Source organism: Pseudomonas guineae (assembly GCF_900113745.1).
In the GTDB taxonomy this organism is placed as follows: domain Bacteria; phylum Pseudomonadota; class Gammaproteobacteria; order Pseudomonadales; family Pseudomonadaceae; genus Aquipseudomonas; species Aquipseudomonas guineae.
Window position 1 is genome coordinate 182,957 of the sequence record NZ_FOQL01000001.1, and the last position, 17,941, is coordinate 200,897.

Annotated in this window: 18 protein-coding genes; 9 read left to right on the top strand and 9 right to left on the bottom strand. The window is 58.7% G+C overall.

Annotated features, from left to right (window positions below; all coding sequences use genetic code 11):
- Window positions 1–73: 73 nt before the first annotated feature.
- The 3 genes from BMZ32_RS00965 to BMZ32_RS00975 are packed head-to-tail and all read right to left on the bottom strand — an operon-like array spanning window position 74 to window position 4,835.
- Complete coding sequence (locus BMZ32_RS00965) at window positions 74–1,654, bottom strand: FGGY-family carbohydrate kinase (protein WP_425272849.1); 1,581 nt, start codon at window positions 1,652–1,654, stop codon at window positions 74–76.
- Window positions 1,654–3,237 carry a glycerol-3-phosphate dehydrogenase/oxidase gene (locus tag BMZ32_RS00970; protein ID WP_090238295.1) on the bottom strand — a complete coding sequence of 528 codons (1,584 nt, stop codon included), beginning with the start codon at window positions 3,235–3,237 and terminating at the stop codon, window positions 1,654–1,656. Before BMZ32_RS00970 ends, BMZ32_RS00965 begins: the two co-directional genes overlap by 1 nt.
- A gap of 2 nt (window positions 3,238–3,239) precedes the next feature.
- Window positions 3,240–4,835, bottom strand: coding sequence for an FAD-binding oxidoreductase (locus BMZ32_RS00975; RefSeq protein WP_090238299.1), 1,596 nt, complete (start codon window positions 4,833–4,835; stop codon window positions 3,240–3,242).
- A 120-nt stretch (window positions 4,836–4,955) separates the two neighbouring features.
- Between BMZ32_RS00975 and gliR the strand changes: the two genes are divergently transcribed.
- Window positions 4,956–5,981, top strand: a complete 1,026-nt coding sequence (gene gliR / locus BMZ32_RS00980) for an AraC family transcriptional regulator GliR (protein ID WP_090238302.1) — start codon at window positions 4,956–4,958, stop codon at window positions 5,979–5,981.
- Window positions 5,982–6,037: 56 nt separating this feature from the next.
- Here the strand turns inward: gliR and BMZ32_RS00985 are convergent, their stop codons facing one another.
- The gene (locus BMZ32_RS00985) at window positions 6,038–7,252 is read right to left on the bottom strand and encodes a molybdopterin molybdotransferase MoeA (RefSeq protein ID WP_090238306.1); all 1,215 of its coding nucleotides are present in this window, start codon (window positions 7,250–7,252) and stop codon (window positions 6,038–6,040) included.
- Window positions 7,249–7,788 (bottom strand): molybdenum cofactor biosynthesis protein B, encoded by a 540-nt coding sequence (gene moaB, locus BMZ32_RS00990; protein WP_090238309.1) that lies wholly within the window; start codon window positions 7,786–7,788, stop codon window positions 7,249–7,251. The genes BMZ32_RS00985 and moaB overlap by 4 nt, the downstream gene beginning before the upstream one ends.
- Before the next feature lie 67 nt (window positions 7,789–7,855).
- Here moaB and mobA point away from each other — a divergent pair, with 67 nt between their 5' ends.
- Complete coding sequence (gene mobA / locus BMZ32_RS00995) at window positions 7,856–8,437, top strand: molybdenum cofactor guanylyltransferase MobA (protein WP_090238312.1); 582 nt, start codon at window positions 7,856–7,858, stop codon at window positions 8,435–8,437.
- Between the two features lie 76 nt (window positions 8,438–8,513).
- The gene (locus BMZ32_RS01000) at window positions 8,514–8,735 is read left to right on the top strand and encodes a YgdI/YgdR family lipoprotein (RefSeq protein WP_090238315.1); all 222 of its coding nucleotides are present in this window, start codon (window positions 8,514–8,516) and stop codon (window positions 8,733–8,735) included.
- A 278-nt stretch (window positions 8,736–9,013) separates the two neighbouring features.
- Here BMZ32_RS01000 and BMZ32_RS01005 read toward each other — a convergent pair whose 3' ends face one another.
- The 3 genes from BMZ32_RS01005 to BMZ32_RS01015 are packed head-to-tail and all read right to left on the bottom strand — an operon-like array spanning window position 9,014 to window position 11,392.
- A complete protein-coding gene (locus BMZ32_RS01005; RefSeq protein ID WP_090238318.1) occupies window positions 9,014–9,898 on the bottom strand; it encodes a chemotaxis protein CheV in 885 nt (294 codons plus the stop codon).
- Between the two features lie 46 nt (window positions 9,899–9,944).
- Window positions 9,945–10,187 carry a glutaredoxin family protein gene (locus BMZ32_RS01010; RefSeq protein ID WP_090238321.1) on the bottom strand — a complete coding sequence of 81 codons (243 nt, stop codon included), beginning with the start codon at window positions 10,185–10,187 and terminating at the stop codon, window positions 9,945–9,947.
- A 50-nt stretch (window positions 10,188–10,237) separates the two neighbouring features.
- Window positions 10,238–11,392 carry a DUF5610 domain-containing protein gene (locus tag BMZ32_RS01015; RefSeq protein WP_090238324.1) on the bottom strand — a complete coding sequence of 385 codons (1,155 nt, stop codon included), beginning with the start codon at window positions 11,390–11,392 and terminating at the stop codon, window positions 10,238–10,240.
- Window positions 11,393–11,649: 257 nt separating this feature from the next.
- Here BMZ32_RS01015 and BMZ32_RS01020 point away from each other — a divergent pair, with 257 nt between their 5' ends.
- Window positions 11,650–12,921 carry an OprD family porin gene (locus tag BMZ32_RS01020; protein WP_090238327.1) on the top strand — a complete coding sequence of 424 codons (1,272 nt, stop codon included), beginning with the start codon at window positions 11,650–11,652 and terminating at the stop codon, window positions 12,919–12,921.
- 70 nt (window positions 12,922–12,991) lie between these two features.
- On the opposite strand, the gene BMZ32_RS01025 is transcribed toward BMZ32_RS01020, so the two are convergent.
- Entirely contained in the window at window positions 12,992–14,200 is a 1,209-nt protein-coding gene (locus tag BMZ32_RS01025; RefSeq protein ID WP_090238330.1) for an ammonium transporter, read from the bottom strand.
- A 378-nt stretch (window positions 14,201–14,578) separates the two neighbouring features.
- On the opposite strand from BMZ32_RS01025, the gene BMZ32_RS01030 reads away from it, so the two are divergent.
- The 5 genes from BMZ32_RS01030 (at window position 14,579) to BMZ32_RS01050 (ending at window position 17,893) form a co-directional block, all read left to right on the top strand.
- Window positions 14,579–14,896 (top strand): ElaB/YgaM/YqjD family protein, encoded by a 318-nt coding sequence (locus tag BMZ32_RS01030; protein ID WP_090238333.1) that lies wholly within the window; start codon window positions 14,579–14,581, stop codon window positions 14,894–14,896.
- Between the two features lie 11 nt (window positions 14,897–14,907).
- Window positions 14,908–15,291, top strand: a complete 384-nt coding sequence (locus BMZ32_RS01035) for a phage holin family protein (protein WP_090238336.1) — start codon at window positions 14,908–14,910, stop codon at window positions 15,289–15,291.
- Window positions 15,288–15,644: a hypothetical protein gene (locus tag BMZ32_RS01040; protein ID WP_090238340.1), complete on the top strand. Its 357-nt coding sequence runs from the start codon at window positions 15,288–15,290 to the stop codon at window positions 15,642–15,644. The genes BMZ32_RS01035 and BMZ32_RS01040 overlap by 4 nt, the downstream gene beginning before the upstream one ends.
- A 73-nt stretch (window positions 15,645–15,717) precedes the next feature.
- Window positions 15,718–16,881, top strand: coding sequence for an EAL domain-containing protein (locus BMZ32_RS01045; RefSeq protein WP_090238343.1), 1,164 nt, complete (start codon window positions 15,718–15,720; stop codon window positions 16,879–16,881).
- A 100-nt stretch (window positions 16,882–16,981) separates the two neighbouring features.
- The gene (locus BMZ32_RS01050) at window positions 16,982–17,893 is read left to right on the top strand and encodes a c-type cytochrome domain-containing protein (protein WP_090238346.1); all 912 of its coding nucleotides are present in this window, start codon (window positions 16,982–16,984) and stop codon (window positions 17,891–17,893) included.
- Window positions 17,894–17,941 lie beyond the last annotated feature (48 nt).

Sequence of the window (17,941 nt, forward strand, 5' to 3'; positions counted from 1 at the left end):
GAGGCGCAGGATGGGTTAGCCGAAGGCGTAACCCATCGATATGCCCGATGGGTATCAATGCGCCCAACCCAGCCTACGCCGGATAGCCGGTGATCTTGCGAATGCTCTGATACAACGGCTTAAGCTGCTTGTACATGCGTTGATAAACCTGCATGTACAGCTGCTGATACACGCGCTGCGCTTCTGGATTCGGTACGAACACCTGACCGATGCGGGTCATAGCGGCGATGGCCGTTGGGTAATCCGGGTGCAAACCTAGGCCGACAGCACAGTTGATTGCCGCGCCCAGGCCGCTGGTTTCATAGAGGTGTGGGCGCTCAGCAGGCAAGCCGAAAATATCCGCAGTGAGCTGCATCGCCGCATCGCTCTGCGAACCGCCGCCGGAAACGCGTAGCCGGGTGATGGGCGTACCAGAACGTTTCTCGATCTTCTCCTTGCCCTGGCGCAGGGCATAGGCCAAACCTTCGAGAATTGCCCGGTAGATATGTGCGCGGGTGTGCACATCGCCAAAACCGATAATCGAGCCCTTGGCCTCCAGGCCCGGCTCACGAATACCCGGCGACCAGTAAGGCTGCAGCATCAGGCCCATGGAGCCGGCCGGCACGCTGTTGACCAGCTCATCGAACAGTGCCTCAGGCTCCACGCCTAGGGCCTTAGCCCGCTGCATTTCGCGCAGACCAAACTCTTTTTTAAACCAGCTGACCATCCAAAAACCGCGGTAAATCATCACCTCGGTGTTGAAATGGTCGGGAATCGCCGAGGGGTAAGGCGGTATCAGTGGCACAGTTTCAAGATAGCGACTGCGGGTAGTGTTGATGGTCGCAGTGGTACCGTAAGACAAGCACGCGGTGGAGGGCTCTACGCCGCCCGCACCGAGTACTTCACAGGCTTTATCGGCACCCGCTGCGATCAGCGGCAAACCTTCGGGGATGCCGGTATGTTGACTGGCCATGGCACTGATATGGCCGAGAAGTTCGCCGGGCTTACATAGCCTCGGCAACTGTTCGCGGCGAACAGGAATGGCCTGCCATTTCCAGTCGTTGGGTTTGGCCCACTGCAGACGCTTGTAGTCGAACGGTAGATAGGCCACACAACTGGCCAGCGAATCAACAAACTGTCCGCATAAACGGTGAGTCAGAAAGCCAGAAAGCAACAGTACTTTATGGGTGTTGGCCCAAATTTCCGGCTGGTTCTGGGCGACCCAATTGACCTCAGCCTGCGCGCGAAAATGATTCACCGTGTCTTGCAGCCTCAACAGCTTGAACAACCAGCCCCACGGCCCTTTAATCGGCCCACGCACCTCAGCTTGACGTTGATCCAGCCAAAGCATGGCCGGACGTAGCGGCTGACCCTGTTCATCGACATTGATCACTGTGCCGCGTTGCGTGGTCAGCGACACGCCTTTGATCAGGCGGCGGTCGATGTCAATCTGTTCCCAGAGTTGCGCGCAGGCCTGGCCGAGGCTGGCCCAATAATATTCAGGGTCCTGCTCGGCCCAGCCGGGTTGCTTAGAGTAATAAGCCTCAAGCTCGACCTTGCCCTTAGCGAGCAGATTGCCCTGAAGATCGAACAGCAACGCGCGAATGCTCTGGGTGCCGTTGTCGATGGCTAACAGGTAGCTTTGCTCACTCAATGCACTGTCCTTCTTATTCATCATTCTTCTACCGGCAGGCTGTAACAATGCTGCCAGAGTTGCAGATATGCCTGCTCTTCCTGTTGCCAGCGCGCGTCATCCCAACCCAGACGGGCCTGGCATAACGTGCGAATACGCGGCAGCTCAGCCGCAGCGCCGCGAGCCAGCAGCAGACCGAGGCGAGTGCGCCGCAGCAACAGATCATCCAGGTGCAGCACCAGCTCCTGCTCGGCTGCCCAAGCCAGTTCAGCCCAAAGCGTGTCTGTACCCACCACAGATTCGTGGCCAAGTTGCTCGATCAGCGCCAGCAGCTGCGTCAGCGCGCGGCCATAGCGACCGGCTAGACGCTTCTGTTGGGCGGGACTTAATAGCGGCATAGGTGGCTTCGCCACAGCGGCAAAGGTGCATGCACCATGATCGTCCAGCGTCCGCCCGATCATCGGCGCGCAAGCTTGCAGCACCTCCAGCGCTAACAACCGGAAGGTGGTCAGCTTGCCACCGGCCAGGGTGACGCAACCGGGCTCAACCCATAGCGCATGCTCACGTTTTTCATCAGAGGGCTTGCGCCCCTCAGCGCCATCGCTGACCACAGGGCGCACCCCGGCCCAAGTTGAGAGCACATCCGCTGCTTTGATCGCGGCCGCTGGAAACTGCTGGGCGCAGGCGTCTAGCAAGTAGTCCACTTCATCCGCGCTAATGCGCGCCTCTTCACTCAGTGGTGCCGGGTGATCGAGATCGGTGGTGCCGATCACGGTCGCGCCCTCCCAGGGGAATACAAACACCGGACGCTTGTCGGCGCTGTGCATAAAGCTGAAGGCATGCGCTACGGGCAAACGCCAGGCCGGTAGCAGCAGGTGACTGCCACGCAGTGGACGGATATGTTCCAGCCCGGTTTTCTGTCGCAATTGATCGGCCCAAGCACCTGTGGCCTGGGCCACGGCGCGGGCAGTGAAGCTATGCTGCTGGCCGGTTTCCATATCTTCAGCGAGCAGGCCGGTCACCCGATCGTCCTCACGCAACAACTCGACCACGCGCATGCCGTTCAGTGCTTCGCCACCGTCAGCGCGCGCCTCGCCCAGCACTCGCTGCACCAGACGCGCGTCATCGGTCACGGCATCAAAAAACCGTGTGCCACCTTGCAGCCCATCCTCTTTCAGCCCAGGCGCGAGGTATCGCAGCTGCTGCAGCGGGTAGTAGAGATGGTTGCGCTTGCCGGCCAGGGCGTCATACACCGCCAGCAGGCCACCGAAGACGCGCGGGCCGGGAAAGCCACCCTGGTAATGCGCCATGATAAAACTCAAGGGGTCGACCAACCCCGGCGCTTCCTGCAGCAGGCGCTCACGCTCGCGCACAGAGTCACGGGTCAGGCCAAATTGGCCCTTGGCGATATAGCGCAGACCGCCATGGACCATCTTCGACGAGCGACTCGAAGTGCCCCAAGCGAAATCGCGCTGTTCCAACAGCAGGCACTTCCAACCACGCCGCGCCGCTTCACGCAGAATGCCGGCACCGCTGATGCCGCCACCGACGACAATCAGGTCCCAGTCGCGTTCAGCCAGTTCAGGCAATGCTTGGGTGCGCCAGGCGGCGTTCCAGTTAGTCATGATCAATCCTGCAACAACACGCCAGGCGCCAACCGCTGCTCGGGGTCAAAGTGCCCCGCCAGACTCTTGAGTGCAGCCATGCCCAGCTCACCCTTTTCAACCGCCAAATACGGTGCATGATCACGGCCGACGCCATGCTGATGGCTGATGGTGCCGCGGTTCTCGACGATGGTTTGGCAGGCGTTATGTTTGAGTTTCTGCCAACGCGCCATAGCCTCGGCATAGCTGCTGCCAGGACGGAATACGTAGGTGGTGTAAATGCTCGATCCTTGGTTGTAGACATGCGACAGGTGAGTAAACACATGCACCTGCTCGCCCTCTTCAGCCAGACCATTGCGCAGGCTGTTTTCGAGCTTGTTCAGCAAGCTATCGACATTGCTCCAGTCGGTGGCAGTTTCCAGGGTGTCCACCGCATAACCGGCTGCCCACAAACCATGACGCAAATAAGGGAAACGAAAACGGTTTTCTGCCCACTTTTTGCCGAGCAGGGTGCCGGTGAAGATGCCGCCAAAGCCTTTGAGCAGCTTCTTCGCTTGTTTCAGCGAAGCGGCGTTCTGCGTGCGGCTGCCGGTGACGCCGAAGGTCAACATGCACTTGCCATCACGGGTACCGCGCAGGGCCAGGTACTTTTCCAGCCAGGCGATCTGCTGCGGATGACCGGCCAACGCCAGCTGGGTTTTGGTTTCGATGGCGTTGGACAGGCGCAGCATCGACAGCGGCACCCGCGCCTGAGCCAGGTTGCGAATGGCCTCCAACGCCTGCTGCCAGTTAGGCAAAAACACCGCGTAGAAGCTTTCCTGCTCGGCCAAGCGGGTGATGCGTACTTTGACTTCGGAGATGATGCCGAAGCGCCCTTCGGAGCCCATCAGTATTTCGCGCAAATCAGGGCCGCCAGCAGAGGCAGGGAAAGTCGGAATATCCAAGGTGCCAGCAAAGGTTTCGACCTTACCACCGGCAAACAGCTGCTCGATCCGCCCGTAGCGCAGCGACTGCTGGCCGCTGGAACGGCTGGCGACCCAACCGCCCAACGTCGACAGCTCCCAGGATTGCGGGAAGTGGCCCAAGGTATAACCTTGAGCGCGTAGCTGGCTTTCTACTTGCGGGCCATTGGCACCGGGCTCGAAGGTGGCGATCAGGCTAGCGTGGTCGATATCAACCAGCTTGACCATGCGTTCCAGCGACAGGGTTAGCACGGGTTTGTCGCCCGCTTGCGGGTTGATATGCCCGGCTACTGAGGTACCACCACCGTAAGGGATCACAATCAGATTTTGCTGACTGGCCCAGGCCAGTAACTCGGCAATCTGCGCGGCACTTTCCGGGTAGGCCACGCCGTCAGGGAACACGCCAAAATCACCGGAGCGCATGGCCAGCCAGTCCGGCAGGCTCTGGCCACGGGCATGGCGGACACGGTCTTCTGCGGAAAAGCTGATCAGCGGATGGGCCTGCAGGCGTGAAGCGGGTACCTGAGCCAGTACGTGTTCCAAGCTAGCATCGGCAAGCACTTGGCCCGGGCCGACTAAGCCTGCAAGAAAAGCCTCGCCATGGGCCGGTAGTTCCACCACTGTTGCTTCATCACCCCAGCCATTCCAACGTCGCATCTGTTTCTCCCGGATATTTCAGTCACTCTCAATGGCTGCCTATACTAGCCGGCCTCGCCGGAGCGTCACTGTCGAATCGGGCCAGGCGCTATCGCCAATCAAGACATTCAGAATAAGACGATGACCGACAACCTCGGCTACACCTCAGTCCCAGCCCTGCTTAAGTATTTACGCCACGCCGAACAGCTGGGCCTGAATATCGACCAAGCCTTGAACGCGGCCGGGCTTCAAGCTGAAGACCTGACTGACAATGGCAAGCGCATTCCCAGCGAAACCCACGAGCGCCTGCTCGCACACCTGCTCAAGGTCTCTGATGACCCGCTGTTCGGCCTGCATTGCGCACGTTTTGTGCAGCCTGGATCGTGGAGTGTGCTGGGTTACATCACCATGAATTGCGCCACGCTGGGCGAGGCGATGAGCCGCATCGTGCCTTACGAAAAACTGGTCGGTGATATGGGCGTAAGCCGGGTTGAGGCGGGCAGTGATCAGGTCAAATTGATCTGGAGCTGCCGCCATCAGGCCGAACCGATCCGCCGCCACATGGTGGAAAACGTGCTGGCATCCTGGCTGTTGTATGCACGCTGGATCGCCGACATGCAGCGCTCGCCCAAAGAGGTCTGGTTCGAACATGCACAGCCGAAAGGTGCAGAACTTGAGGAATACCAGGCGATTTTTGGCTGTCCGATTCGCTTCGAGCAAAGCTGCAATGCTTTGATCGTACCGCTGGAATACCTCGCCGTGCCGCTGCGTCAGGCCGATGCCAACCTGTTGCGTACCCTGGAAGAACACGCGCTAACCTTGATGGCCGGACTAGATGACGGCGAGCCGCTGCCGCAACGGGTGAAGAATGCCCTGCGCCTGCTGCTCAAAGATGGGCTGCCGCGCAAGGAGCGGGTCGCGGAGAAATTCAACATGACGGTGCGCACCCTGCAGCGCCACCTGCAACTGGCCGGCACCAGCTACCAACAGATTCTCGATGAATTGCGCCAAGAGCTGGCCGAGTACTACCTGCTGCGCAGCGAGCTGGCGATTCAAGATATCGCCAGCTACCTGGGCTTTACCGAGTCGCGTTCATTCCATCGCAGTTTCAAGAGCTGGACCGGACAAACGCCGGGTGAATACCGCGAGCGCCAGCGCAAACCCTAGGATGGGTGGAGCCGCCTAGATTAGGCGAGTAGCGGCGTAACCCATCCTGCGCGGCATTAGCCGAGTATTTCGCTCAGCGGGATAAACCGCAGGCTGTCGCCCTCGGCCAGCGTCGTATCTTCCAACACCTCGGCAAAACCTTCGGCCCATGCAGCACTGCGCAGCACTCCGGAGCTCTGATTGGGATAAGGCACCACCCGGCCATTTTCCAAGCGCGCACGCAGGTATTCACGGCGCTTGCCCGGTTTGTTCCAAGTGAAGCCCGCCGGCAGCGGGAAGCCCAGCGGCTCGACCCGCTGCACACCTAGGCGGCGCAGCAGATAGGGCCGCGCCAGCAGGCCGAAAGTGACCAGCGTTGATGCCGGATTACCTGGCAAGCCGATCACCGGTACGCCACGAAACTGCCCGCAGGTGAGCGGCTTACCCGGCTTGATCGCCAGCTTCCATAGCGCCAGTTCACCCTCTTCACGTAGCGCGATGCCAAGGAAATCCGCCTCACCGACTGATACGCCGCCAGTTGAGAGAATCAGGTCAACGTCACTCAGTGCGCCCAGCGCCGCGCGAGTCAGCTCGAGGTCATCGGCCAAGATACCGCCGTCCACCACCTCGCAGCCTAAGCGTTGCAGCCAGGCCATCAGCAAACGCCTATTGCTGTTGTAAATCTGCCCCGGGCCCAATGGCAGCCCCGGCTCCACCAGCTCATCGCCGGTAGACAACACCGCGACCCGTGGCCGACGACGCACCACCAATTCAGCCGCACCGAGGGATGCTGCTAGGCCCAACTCGATCGGCCCTAAACGTGTACCCGCAGGCAGTACGCTGTCGCCAATACGGGTTTCCTGACCTTGCCCGCGCACGTTCTGGCGCACGCTTAGCGGCGCGCTGAATGCGACTCGCCCGTCCTCGGCGAGCACGGCATTCTCTTGCATCTCTACGGTATCGGCACCCGCTGGTAGCGGCGCGCCGGTGAAGATGCGCGCACAGGTACCTGGCTGCAGCGGCGTGGGTGCACTGCCGGCCTGAATACGCTGACTTACCAGCAGCGGCTCACCCGTCCAGTCGGCAAGGCGCAAGGCATAACCGTCCATTGCACTGTTGTCCCAAGGCGGCAGATCCAGTTCGGCAAGTAACGGCTCAGCCAGCACCCGGCCATCGGCTGCGTTTAAGCTGACGCGTTCAGTTTCAACAATTTCCGAGGCCTCTGCCTGCGCCAGCAAACGCGCCAGTGCCACCTCAACTGGCATCAACCCTGGCTTGTCAGCGCTGCTCATCCACGGCTCTCGCAGGCAGCCAGCGCTTTTAAATGCGGGACGAAATTGCACGGGCGGTGGCGGTTATCTAGTTGCTCACCGAGGATGCCATCCCAAGCAGTACGGCAGGCATTGGTCGAACCCGGTAGGCAACAGACCAGCGTGCCATTAGCCATACCGGCCAAGGCACGCGATTGCACGGTGGAGGTACCAATATCGACCATGGAAATCTGCCGGAACAACTCGCCGAAACCATCAACCTGTTTGTCCAGCAAACAGCTCACCGCTTCAGGGGTACTGTCGCGACCAGTAAAGCCAGTGCCACCGGTGATCAACACCACCTGCACTTGATCCTCGGCAATCCAGGTGGCCACTTGAGCGCGAATTTTGTACAGATCGTCCTTGAGCAAGACCCGCGCAGCAAGCTGGTGGCCGGCAGCCTGTAAACGGTCAACAAATAGTTGACCCGAAGTGTCGGTTTCCAGGCTACGGGTGTCGCTGACGGTCAAAACCGCGATATTCAAGGGCACGAAATGTGCGTCGGCCTTGTGGTTCATGGCAGGCTTCCAGTTATGGGTGATAATGCTCGCCGTTATATCACAGGCCCGCTTTAGGAGGCTGCACATGCCCGCGCTTACCGTTCTTCCCACCTGTTCCGTGCTGCTGCTAGCAGGTGGTCGAGGGCAACGTATGGGCGGTGCTGACAAAGGCCTGCTCGACTGGCAAGGACGCCCACTGATTGCCTGGCTGCATGAGTTGGTGCGACCGTTGACTGACGACCTGATTATTTCCTGCAACCGTAACGCCGGGCATTACGCGCCTTACGCGGACCATTTGGTTGCCGACGATGAAGCGGACTTCCAAGGTCCCCTCGCGGGCATCAAAGTTGGCCTGCGTGCAGCGCGCCACACTCACCTGTTGATCCTGCCGTGCGATGCGCCACAACTCGACACGCCACTGCTGTTGGCGCTGCTGAGTCAGGCCGGCGAACGGGCTGTGGTGGTGCGCCAGGGCGAGTTTATCGAACCGCTCTTCTGCGTGATTCCACGCACGCTCTGCACCGACCTTGAGCGCGCGTGGCACGCGGGTGAACGCAGCCCACAGCGTTGGTTACGCAGCCTGAATCCATTGACCGTGGAGTGCCCTGCAGGCGACCAGCGCCTGGCCAACTTCAATACGCCAGCGTTACTGTCGGCGCGAGAATAACCATCACGTAGGGAACTTGCTTGGCAATACTTCGTCACACGCTGGGTAAAAACCTCTATCAATCAAGGAGAACCCCATGACCCAGCGGATTATTCCAGCATTACTGCTTACCTTGGGCCTGGCCGCGCTGACCGGTTGCGCATCGCCCACAGTGATCACCCTCAACGACGGCCGTGAAATCCAGACCATCGACGAGCCGAATTTTGATGAGGATTCAGGCTTCTACGAGTTCGAACAGCTCGATGGCAAGCGCGCCAAGATCAACAAGGATCAAGTGCGGACCGTCAAAGAGCTGTAAGCCGATGGCCTAGGTGTCGTGGGGATCTACTTCACGACACTTAGGTGCTGACATGCTGAGCAAAAGCACTCGGACGTTAGTAACAATTAAAGCCTGATAAAGCCTTACCCCTTGCACGGTAAAGCTTTCATTAAGCACTGCTCGTTAGCGTGTCCCGTTCAGCAGCAGAACATCGCAGACACCAATCCTGTCTCCGAGCAAATTCTGTTTTGAACTGCTTCGCACAGCAGCCACAAAAAAGCCCGCCTAATCGCGGGCTTTTTTGTGGCTGCTGAACGCTATTGCAGGCTTTCGAACGCGCGCACCAATGCCTTACTCAGGTCCACAATAGAGAACTTAGTCAGCACATCGTTGGCACCAACTGCCTTGGCTTTTTCAGTGTTCATGGTGCTGTCGAGCGAGGTGTGCAGCAAGACATAAACCTGACCAATATCCGGTTTTTTACGCAACGTACGTACGAGCTCATAGCCATCCATTTCCGGCATTTCGATATCCGACACCAACACTTCAATTGGTTGCCCGGCAGCGTATTGCGCTTGCAGCAACTCAAGCGCTGCGGCAGCACTGCGCACCATCTGGCAATCCAGCTGCAACTTGCGCAGGGTAATTGTGGTTTGCTGCAGCGCCACATGGGAGTCATCCACGACCAGGACGCGGCGCCCTTTGAGCAGCGCACGCTGACGATCGGACAACAGTTGCTCGTCGAGCTCTTCGATAATCGCCGGCGCGAGTTCATGCAGTACTTTCTCGATATCGAGAATCTGCACAATTTTCCCGTCAATCTGGGTAACCCCGGTGATAAACGCCTTGCTACCGGAGCCCGCCGGCGGTGGACGCACATCGCGGGTGGAGCACTGCACAATGCGCTCTACGCTTTGCACATGCAGGCCCTGACGTGAGCGGCTGAGCTCAGTGACGATCAGGCAGCCGTCATTACTGCCGGGAACGCCCTGCTCACCGATGGCTTTGCCTAGGTCGATTACCGTCAATGCCGAGCCACGTAGCGTGGTAACACCACGCACATGCGGATGGCGACTGGGCAGCTTGGTCAGCGGCGGACATGGAATGATTTCCTGAACTTTGAGCAGGTTGATCCCCAGTAAGCGGCCGCTGTGCAACCGGAATAGCAGCAACGACAAGGCGTCTCCATGCACCATGCTCATTAATCTTCATCCTTCAATAAATCGTTGACCCACGCGCGCATGGGCATCAGGCGCTACGCAGGAACTCGGCAATCTGATCGGCCTCAAATGGCCAGTTCAACTCGGCGCCAGTATCGCAGCGGCGCAGCACAGGAATACGCAGCGCGTAATCCTCGACTATGTGTTCATGCTCAGCAATATCGATCAATTCGACCAGCAGACCATGCTCGACAAATGGCATCAGCAACCCTTCTGCCACCTCACAGAGGTGACAGCCGAGCGTACCGAAGAGTTGGCATTCCGGGAGCATCTGCGCACCTCCATAGACCAATGGACGAGCAGTTTAGCACTGCCCTAGTTTCAGGCGTTCGTGGTCTTGCTGCTTTCTAAGGCGGGGTCGCGCAGGTTTTGCAGGCTCTCAAGCAAGCGGCTATTAAGCCGCTCGGCTTTATCCAGACGAGCACTATCGAATCGCTCATCCAACGAGAAACCGCCTTTTAGCAGATCCAGCAAGCTGGTCTTGTCTGTGCCTTCTGCAACCAACTGATTGACGTTGCGCAGAGCGTCGAGCATGCCTTGGGCGTAGTCGATTAGTGATTTATTGACCGCGCTGGCGGCCTGCCCGCCTTCTTGCGCCACTGAACTGTAGGTATCGGTGGCCTGACGCACAGTAGTTTGGGTCAGGCGCAGGGACATCGATGCCAACTGCTCGCCATCCATCTCCAGCGCCATGGCCCGGTCGAATGCGCCGGACAGATCGCCGGCATAAAACTTGTTGGACAGTTCCTGCACCTGGCCAAAGAGCTTCTCCAACGCGCCGCGTTCCTCGTCATCCAGCTCACCCTCAACACTGATTTGCCACGCGCCAATCTGCAGGCTGCCTGACTGACTGCTGGCAACCGCTGAGCTGCCTTGGCCATTGCTGCTGGCGACCACGCCAGTCTGCGACCAGTTGGCCGATGCCTGGGCGATGGAAATGCGCAAGCGATCACCATCGCGGGTGGTCACCGACATCTCGAAGGTATCTGCCTGGGCGGCAAAGCGCTCGCTATAGGCCGCAATGCTGCTTGAGCCCTCAACCAATGCGGCATCGGGGTTGAAGCGCTGGCTCAGACCACTGAAGCCGTCCTGAATCTTTTGGTAAGTGTCGTCAATATCGCTCGCCACCTTGCCTTGCAGCCCCCCCATACCGTCGAGAATCTTGCGCGCTTCGGCAAAACCTTTTTCCACACCTTCACGGGCTTGGTCGAGGAATTTTTGCAATTTGGCGGTATCGGCACCAGCCGCTTGTTCACTTTGCAGACGCTGCTCGATAAACCCAAGAATGCGCCCGGCGACTTTCTCCGGACTGAAGTCGTTGGCCTTACCAGCCAGCGAGCCAGGTTCAAGCCCTAGGCGTTCGGCCAGACGATTGGCCAGCGTTGCCTGCGCATCAGCCGCATTGCGTATAGCCGGCTGAGCGGTGATGGAAGACGAGCGCGAGGCAGAGGATAAGTTTGCGGCCAGAGGGTTCATGGCAAAGTACCTGAGCGGTGTATTAACAAGTTGGCGGCCCAACTCGATGAAACTTTAACCTGACGCTGGGCAATCCGATCAACGGCACCGCGCTCATGCTAGAGCGTCTGTAACGACCGCACACTGCTCCCTAGTCCTATTCGATCATGCATAACCGACCAAAGTCTAAAGGCTAAGGACAAACGTCCATGCTTTATTGCGCCTCGCTGGAACAGATCGGGCGCACGCCGACCCGCACACACGAGGAGCTAATAATAATGAGCACAACCCCCCTCGCCCGCGCTGTGGCACTCGCCGCACTGGGCTCCTGCCTCACCCTGCCATCGCTGGCTCAGGCAGAATTTATCAAGGACAGCAAAGCAAGCATTGAAGCGCGTAATTTCTATATGAACCGCGACTTCCGTCAGGATACCGCTACCAAGAATAAGGCCGAGGAATGGGCCCAGGGTTTTCTGCTGCGATTCGAATCTGGCTACACCGAAGGCACTGTCGGCTTCGGCGTGGATGCCATCGGCGCACTGGGTCTGAAGCTGGACTCCAGCCCGGACCGTGCAGGCACCGGCCTTTTGCCCGTGGGCGACAGCGGCAAGGCTCCAGACGATTACAGCGAGCTTGGCGCTACCGTAAAAGCGCGAATTTCCAAGAGCACGCTCAAGATTGGCACCCTACTACCGAAATTGCCGTCTATTTCAGCCAACGACTCGCGCCTGCTGCCACAGAGCTTCCAGGGCGGCTGGCTGAACTCCCAAGAAATTGGCGGCCTTACCTTCGACGCCGGCCAGCTCAATAGGATTAACAACCGCGACTCTTCCAATAACCAAACCATGGTGCTGAATGGCGGTACCGCAAAGCCCGGCACCCGCGGCTTTGCGCTTGCCAATGGTGACAGTGACGAATTCAATTTCGCTGGCCTGAGCTACAAGTGGAACGACCAGCTGACCACCGGTTACAACTACGGCGCACTGGATGGGCTCTATAAACAACACATCGTCAATCTAGTGCATGTCCTGCCGATTGCCGACAAGCAGACCCTAAAGACTGACCTGCGCTTCGCCCGCTCCACTGATGACGGCGATAGCAACGTCGACAACAAAGCCTTCGGTGCCATGTTTACCTACGCTTTGAGCGGCCACTCCTTCGGTATCGGCTATCAGAAAATGAGCGGTGACACTGGCTATGCCTATATAGGTGGTACCGATCCATTCCTGGTCAACTATGTACAAATCGGTGACTTTGCCAACAAGGACGAACAATCCTGGCAGGCACGTTACGACTTCAATTTCGCCTCTGTTGGCATTCCTGGCTTGACCTTCATGACCCGCTATCTGTCCGGTGACAATATCGACCGTGGCGCAGCGGCCTCCGAAGGTAAGGAGTGGGAACGCGACACCGACATTGCTTACGTGTTTCAGGAAGGCCCGCTTAAAAACCTAGGGGTGAAGTGGCGCAACGCCACAACCCGCGCCAACTTTGGCAATTCCTATGACGAGAACCGCCTGATCGTGAGCTACACCCTGCCACTGTTCTAAGCGTCTCTTCTGCTGTTGTAATAAAAAGGCCCGGGCATTTGTCCGGGCCTTTTGCATTACTGCTTAATCATCAGTCCTGGCTGGTCGAGCCAATCTTATGTATCGAAAGGTCTGCACCGTAGTACTCCTGCTCTTGGCTCAGGCGGATACCGACACTGACTTTCAACACACCGTACACCAGCACGCCGCCAATTAAGGCCACTAGCACACCCAACCCGGTGCCGATAAATTGGCTGATCAAGCTGACGCCGCCCAAGCCGCCCAGCGCCTGTTGACCGAAGATACCGCAGGCAATGCCGCCCCATACGCCGCACAGGCCGTGCAACGGCCATACGCCGAGCACATCGTCGATCTTCCATTTCACTTGGGTAGCGGTGAATGCCCAAACAAACAGAGCACCCGCAATCGCACCAGTGGCCAGGGCACCTACCGGGTGCATTAGGTCAGAACCCGCACACACTGCCACCAAACCGGCCAGCGGGCCATTGTGCAGAAAGCCTGGGTCATTACGCCCCACAAACAACGCAGCCACTGTGCCACCCACCATCGCCATCAGCGTGTTGACTGCCACCAGACCACTGACGCTACCGAGGGTTTGCGCACTCATCACGTTAAAGCCAAACCAACCAATGATCAGAATCCACGAACCCAGCGCAAGAAATGGAATGTTCGACGGCGCAAACGCTACCAAACGGCCCTCACGGTAACGACCATTACGCTGCCCCAGCAGAATCACCGCGCCAAAAGCCAGCCAGCCACCCATCGCATGCACCACCACCGAGCCAGCGAAGTCATGGAAAGCGGCACCAAACTGCGACTCCAGCCAGCCCTGAACGCCGTAGTTGCCATTCCAAATCATCCCTTCGAAGAAGGGGTAGATAAACGCCACAATTAGCACCGTGGCACACAGTTGTGGGCCGAACTTGGCACGCTCGGCGATGCCGCCGGAAATGATTGCCGGGATAGCTGCGGCGAAGGTCAGCAGAAAGAAGAATTTAACCAGGCCGTAGCCATTACCCTCAGTCAGTACGCTGGCCGGCTCAAGAAACGTCACGCCGTAAGCGATCCAGTAACCGATGAAGAAATAAGCCAGGGCCGACACGGCAAAGTCGGAGATGATCTTCGACAAGGCGTTAACCTGGTTCTTCTGCCGAACCGTACCCACTTCGAGAAAAGCAAAGCCGGCGTGCATCGCCAGCACCATCACGGCACCGAGCAGAATAAACAGAGTATTGGAGCCGTGAATCAAGGTTTCTACAGCACTGTTGATAGTGTCCATCTGCGAAGAAAACTCCGTAGCGGGAAAAAGCACCAAAGAGGATCACAATGCGAAAAAAGCGCACCAGATAGCGGCATTTATGCCTATCCACCCTGCCGATGCCAGGCCTATTCAGCACCAAAGAAGCGCCACCCAGACCTCACCTCGAAGTACTTATTCCATAGTTATTAATAAGTTATTGGTGCACCACGGCGTCCTGGCCAAGCCTCTTTCAGCGCTATAAAAGCGCATACGTGCAAGAGTGCGCACCATCGCAATGCAAGCGCTGTACCAGCCACGGTTGCAACAGCATCTGCTGTGTACCGAAGAAAAAAGGAACCACTCCCCCGAAGAGAACTCGAACGTCCTACACTGCCCGTAGGTAAAAGGAGAAAAACCATGGCCCGTAAGACACCCGTATCGTCCAACCAAGATCAGTTGCTCGAAGAGTTCCAGGCATTGGTACGCGACACCGAAAGCTTGCTGCAACACTCCGCCAGCCTCGCGGGTGAGCAGGCTGAAGAGTTGCGCGAACAAATCCGTAGCAGCCTGGGCCGTGCACGCGGCACCCTGCACAGCGCCGAAGACGCCATACAGGCTCGCGGCAAAGCCGCACTTGAAGCCACCGAGGGCTATGTGCAGACTCACCCTTGGCAAACCATCGGCGTTGCTGCCGCTATCGGCTTACTCCTAGGCATGCTGATCTCCCGACGTTAAAGAGAAGTTCAATGGATGCAATACCCCCTACCCCGCCAAGCCGCGGCACTTCGCCACAACGATTTGCCAGCGCCCTGCTGGGGTTATTGCAGGGCCACATCGCGCTGTTTGCTGAAGAGTTCAAAGAGCAGCAAAGCCATACCCTGAGCTTGTTGGTGTTAGCCAGCATGAGCCTATTGTTCGGCCTGTTGCTGGTCATAGGCCTGTCGGCTGCGCTGCTGATTGTCTTCTGGGAAAGCCATCGCTTGCTAGTGATCAGTGGCCTGTGCAGTTTTTATGCGCTAGCACTGCTGAGCGCCTTGATCGCGCTGTTGCAGCGTATACGCAATGCGCCCGCCCCCTTCAGCGCCAGCCTTGAAGAACTGACCCGCGACCGTGAGCAACTTCTGCCATGATTACCCACGAGTTACCCGCCAAGGCCTCGCGCCGCGAACTGCGCAAAACCTTGCTGCGCATGCGCTTGGAAATGCACCGCCAGGAACTGCGCCATGAAACCCTGGTGATGCTGCAACCGCTGCGCCAAGCACAATATTTGCGCAAGCATTGGCGCGAAGAGATGGGCAACAGCAATGCACCCTTTTGGGTCGCAGGCAGTGCGCTGCTGATGGCCACCGTTGGCATCCGCCGAGGTCATTGGCGTCGCTGGCTGCGCATCGCCCTGATCGCCTTCCCGCTGCTCAGGCGCAATCCTCCGCGTTACCCAGACGGTTCTGCAAACACGAGTAAAGATAGCCAAGCAGAGGATTGATCTGGCCACAATCTTGCTTAGTCACCTGGCTTAGCGCCCATATGGGCGTCCTGCCTGGCTAAGGAACTGCACAGTGTTCAACGGTCAACCGCTCGCTGTTTTCCAACCTTTTATCGATACCGCTACCGGCCGCATTGCCGGTGTCGAAGCCTTAGCGCGCCTGCGCACTGAGGATGGTCGCCTGCACTCGGCCGGCCCGCTTTTCAGCGACCCTAAAACCCCACCCACCGCCCTGCGCCGCCTCGACCGTGAGGTTCGCCAACAAGCGCTCACACGCTTCCACGAAGCCCCGCAGGACTGGTTCCTCAGCCTGAATATCTCGCCGCGCTGGATCAGCCGGCTGCGTCCCGAACAAGCCTTGCCCAGCCTGAAACAACTGGAGCGCAGCGGTATCGACCCTGCGCGCATCGTCTTCGAGATTACTGAGTTAGGCGGCGCCAGCGCACGCCTACCCGGCGTGGTCGAGCGCTACCGGCAAGCCGGCGCACGGATAGCCATTGACGACTTCGGCGCCGGCTACTCACAACTCGACCGTGTGCTGGCCCTGCAACCCGACATTCTCAAATTAGACATGCGCCTGTTCCAACAGGCTGCCCGTGGCGGGCCGAGCAGCGAAGTGGTTAAAGCGCTGGCGCAGATGGCGGAAAAAACCGGTTGCTGGATCATTGCCGAAGGTGTGGAAACCGAAGCCGAGCTGGACTTTGCCCTAGAGTGCGGAGCGCGCTATGTGCAGGGTTATCTGTTTGCCAAACCCGAAGAGGCTTTTTTCAGCAGCAATGCCTTCGTGAAGCGCTTTGCCCAATTGCGCGACCATTATGTGCAGCAGAAACTCGCCGAGCGTGCGCGCCTGATGAGCCTTCGCCAGCAACTGGGCGAACTGATGAACAGTTTCAAAAGTTGGATCGAAGGCGGTTCATCCCCTGATCAGTTGCCGCAACCGCACGCCTACCCGTGGCTGCTGCGCATCTTCCAGTGCGACCGCCACGGCACCCAGCTCACGGCCAACCTGGAGTGGCACGAACCGCACTGGCGCAGCGACGCACGCTATGTCGGGCATAACTGGTCATGGCGACCGTATTTCTATCAGCTGCTGGCCGAAGGCTGGGATGAGCGTCGGCTGATTCTCTCCAGCACCTACCGCGACGCCACCACCAACCAGTACTGCCTGACCGCCGGGCAATTCATCGACAACGGCAAACGGCTGCTGCTGATTGATATTGATGCCGCTGGTTTTTAGCACTAAAGCCGCGCCATGTGTTTGAGCTGATAGCGGGCTCACTGGCTCTTCCACAGCAGCTAGGCTTAACAGGCTGAAGCCCAAATGGGAGGCAGGCCGAATGCCCACTGCGCTGTTGCCGCATAGCTTGCTGTGTTGGCTGATGTTGCTGGCGATCAATCAGAGCCATGGGCAAACGCCTGTGACCTATCAGAATATTGCGCCGATCTTGCACAGCCGCTGCGTGCTCTGTCATGCAGCCCCACAACCACCGCTGGATCTGACCCTCGACAGTTTGGAGCACCTGCTGAGCGGCAGCCGCCGCGGCCCTATCGTTAAGCCGGGTGATGCTGAGGGCAGTGAACTGATCCAACGCCTAAAAGGCAGCAGCCTGCCGCGCATGCCCATGACCGGCCCGCCGTACCTCAGCGATGAACAAATCAATCTATTCGAGCGCTGGGTCAACGAGGGCCTGCAACCAGGCCCAACAATCTCACCAGCCGCCCAGCCAGCTCGCCCTGGAGCAGGTGAGCCCGTTAACTACAGCCATGTTGAGCCCCTGCTCACCTTACGTTGCGCCAAGTGCCATTCAACTAATGGACTGCTCGGTTCCGCACCCGAAGGTTACATACTGACGTCTTACGCCGAGGTTATCAGCACTGCCGATCGCGCCCGCGTGGTTCCGGGTGCACCGGAGGCCAGCGAACTAGTACGACGCATACGCGGCCAAGCGCGGCCGCGTATGCCGCATGACGGCCCGCCGTTTCTTGATGACGAAGACATCGCGTTGATCGTGGCCTGGGTTCAACAAGGTGCCAGGGACGCACAGGGCATTCCTGCCGAATTGCCCGCCGGCAGCAAAGTGCGCCTGCATGGCACGCTCGGGCCGAACTGGAGCTTGGATGGACTGCCGCTGCAGGTCACCCCTGCCACACGCTTGGACAATGCGCCGCAGCCGGATGGCTACGTGCAAGTGCGCGGCCGCATTCAGCACGATGGCACGCTCAGCATTGAGCGTATCCGACCACGCTGAAAAGGCCGCATTTGTGAGCTGAGCACTCACATCTAATCAGGCAGTCGT

Coding starts and splice junctions, on each gene's coding strand:
- BMZ32_RS00965 (WP_425272849.1), bottom strand. CDS start 1,654: ATGAATAAGAAGGACAGTGCATTGAGTGAGCAAAGCTACCTGTTAGCC.
- BMZ32_RS00970 (WP_090238295.1), bottom strand. CDS start 3,237: ATGACTAACTGGAACGCCGCCTGGCGCACCCAAGCATTGCCTGAACTG.
- BMZ32_RS00975 (WP_090238299.1), bottom strand. CDS start 4,835: ATGCGACGTTGGAATGGCTGGGGTGATGAAGCAACAGTGGTGGAACTA.
- gliR (WP_090238302.1), top strand. CDS start 4,956: ATGACCGACAACCTCGGCTACACCTCAGTCCCAGCCCTGCTTAAGTAT.
- BMZ32_RS00985 (WP_090238306.1), bottom strand. CDS start 7,252: ATGAGCAGCGCTGACAAGCCAGGGTTGATGCCAGTTGAGGTGGCACTG.
- moaB (WP_090238309.1), bottom strand. CDS start 7,788: ATGAACCACAAGGCCGACGCACATTTCGTGCCCTTGAATATCGCGGTT.
- mobA (WP_090238312.1), top strand. CDS start 7,856: ATGCCCGCGCTTACCGTTCTTCCCACCTGTTCCGTGCTGCTGCTAGCA.
- BMZ32_RS01000 (WP_090238315.1), top strand. CDS start 8,514: ATGACCCAGCGGATTATTCCAGCATTACTGCTTACCTTGGGCCTGGCC.
- BMZ32_RS01005 (WP_090238318.1), bottom strand. CDS start 9,898: ATGAGCATGGTGCATGGAGACGCCTTGTCGTTGCTGCTATTCCGGTTG.
- BMZ32_RS01010 (WP_090238321.1), bottom strand. CDS start 10,187: ATGCTCCCGGAATGCCAACTCTTCGGTACGCTCGGCTGTCACCTCTGT.
- BMZ32_RS01015 (WP_090238324.1), bottom strand. CDS start 11,392: ATGAACCCTCTGGCCGCAAACTTATCCTCTGCCTCGCGCTCGTCTTCC.
- BMZ32_RS01020 (WP_090238327.1), top strand. CDS start 11,650: ATGAGCACAACCCCCCTCGCCCGCGCTGTGGCACTCGCCGCACTGGGC.
- BMZ32_RS01025 (WP_090238330.1), bottom strand. CDS start 14,200: ATGGACACTATCAACAGTGCTGTAGAAACCTTGATTCACGGCTCCAAT.
- BMZ32_RS01030 (WP_090238333.1), top strand. CDS start 14,579: ATGGCCCGTAAGACACCCGTATCGTCCAACCAAGATCAGTTGCTCGAA.
- BMZ32_RS01035 (WP_090238336.1), top strand. CDS start 14,908: ATGGATGCAATACCCCCTACCCCGCCAAGCCGCGGCACTTCGCCACAA.
- BMZ32_RS01040 (WP_090238340.1), top strand. CDS start 15,288: ATGATTACCCACGAGTTACCCGCCAAGGCCTCGCGCCGCGAACTGCGC.
- BMZ32_RS01050 (WP_090238346.1), top strand. CDS start 16,982: ATGCCCACTGCGCTGTTGCCGCATAGCTTGCTGTGTTGGCTGATGTTG.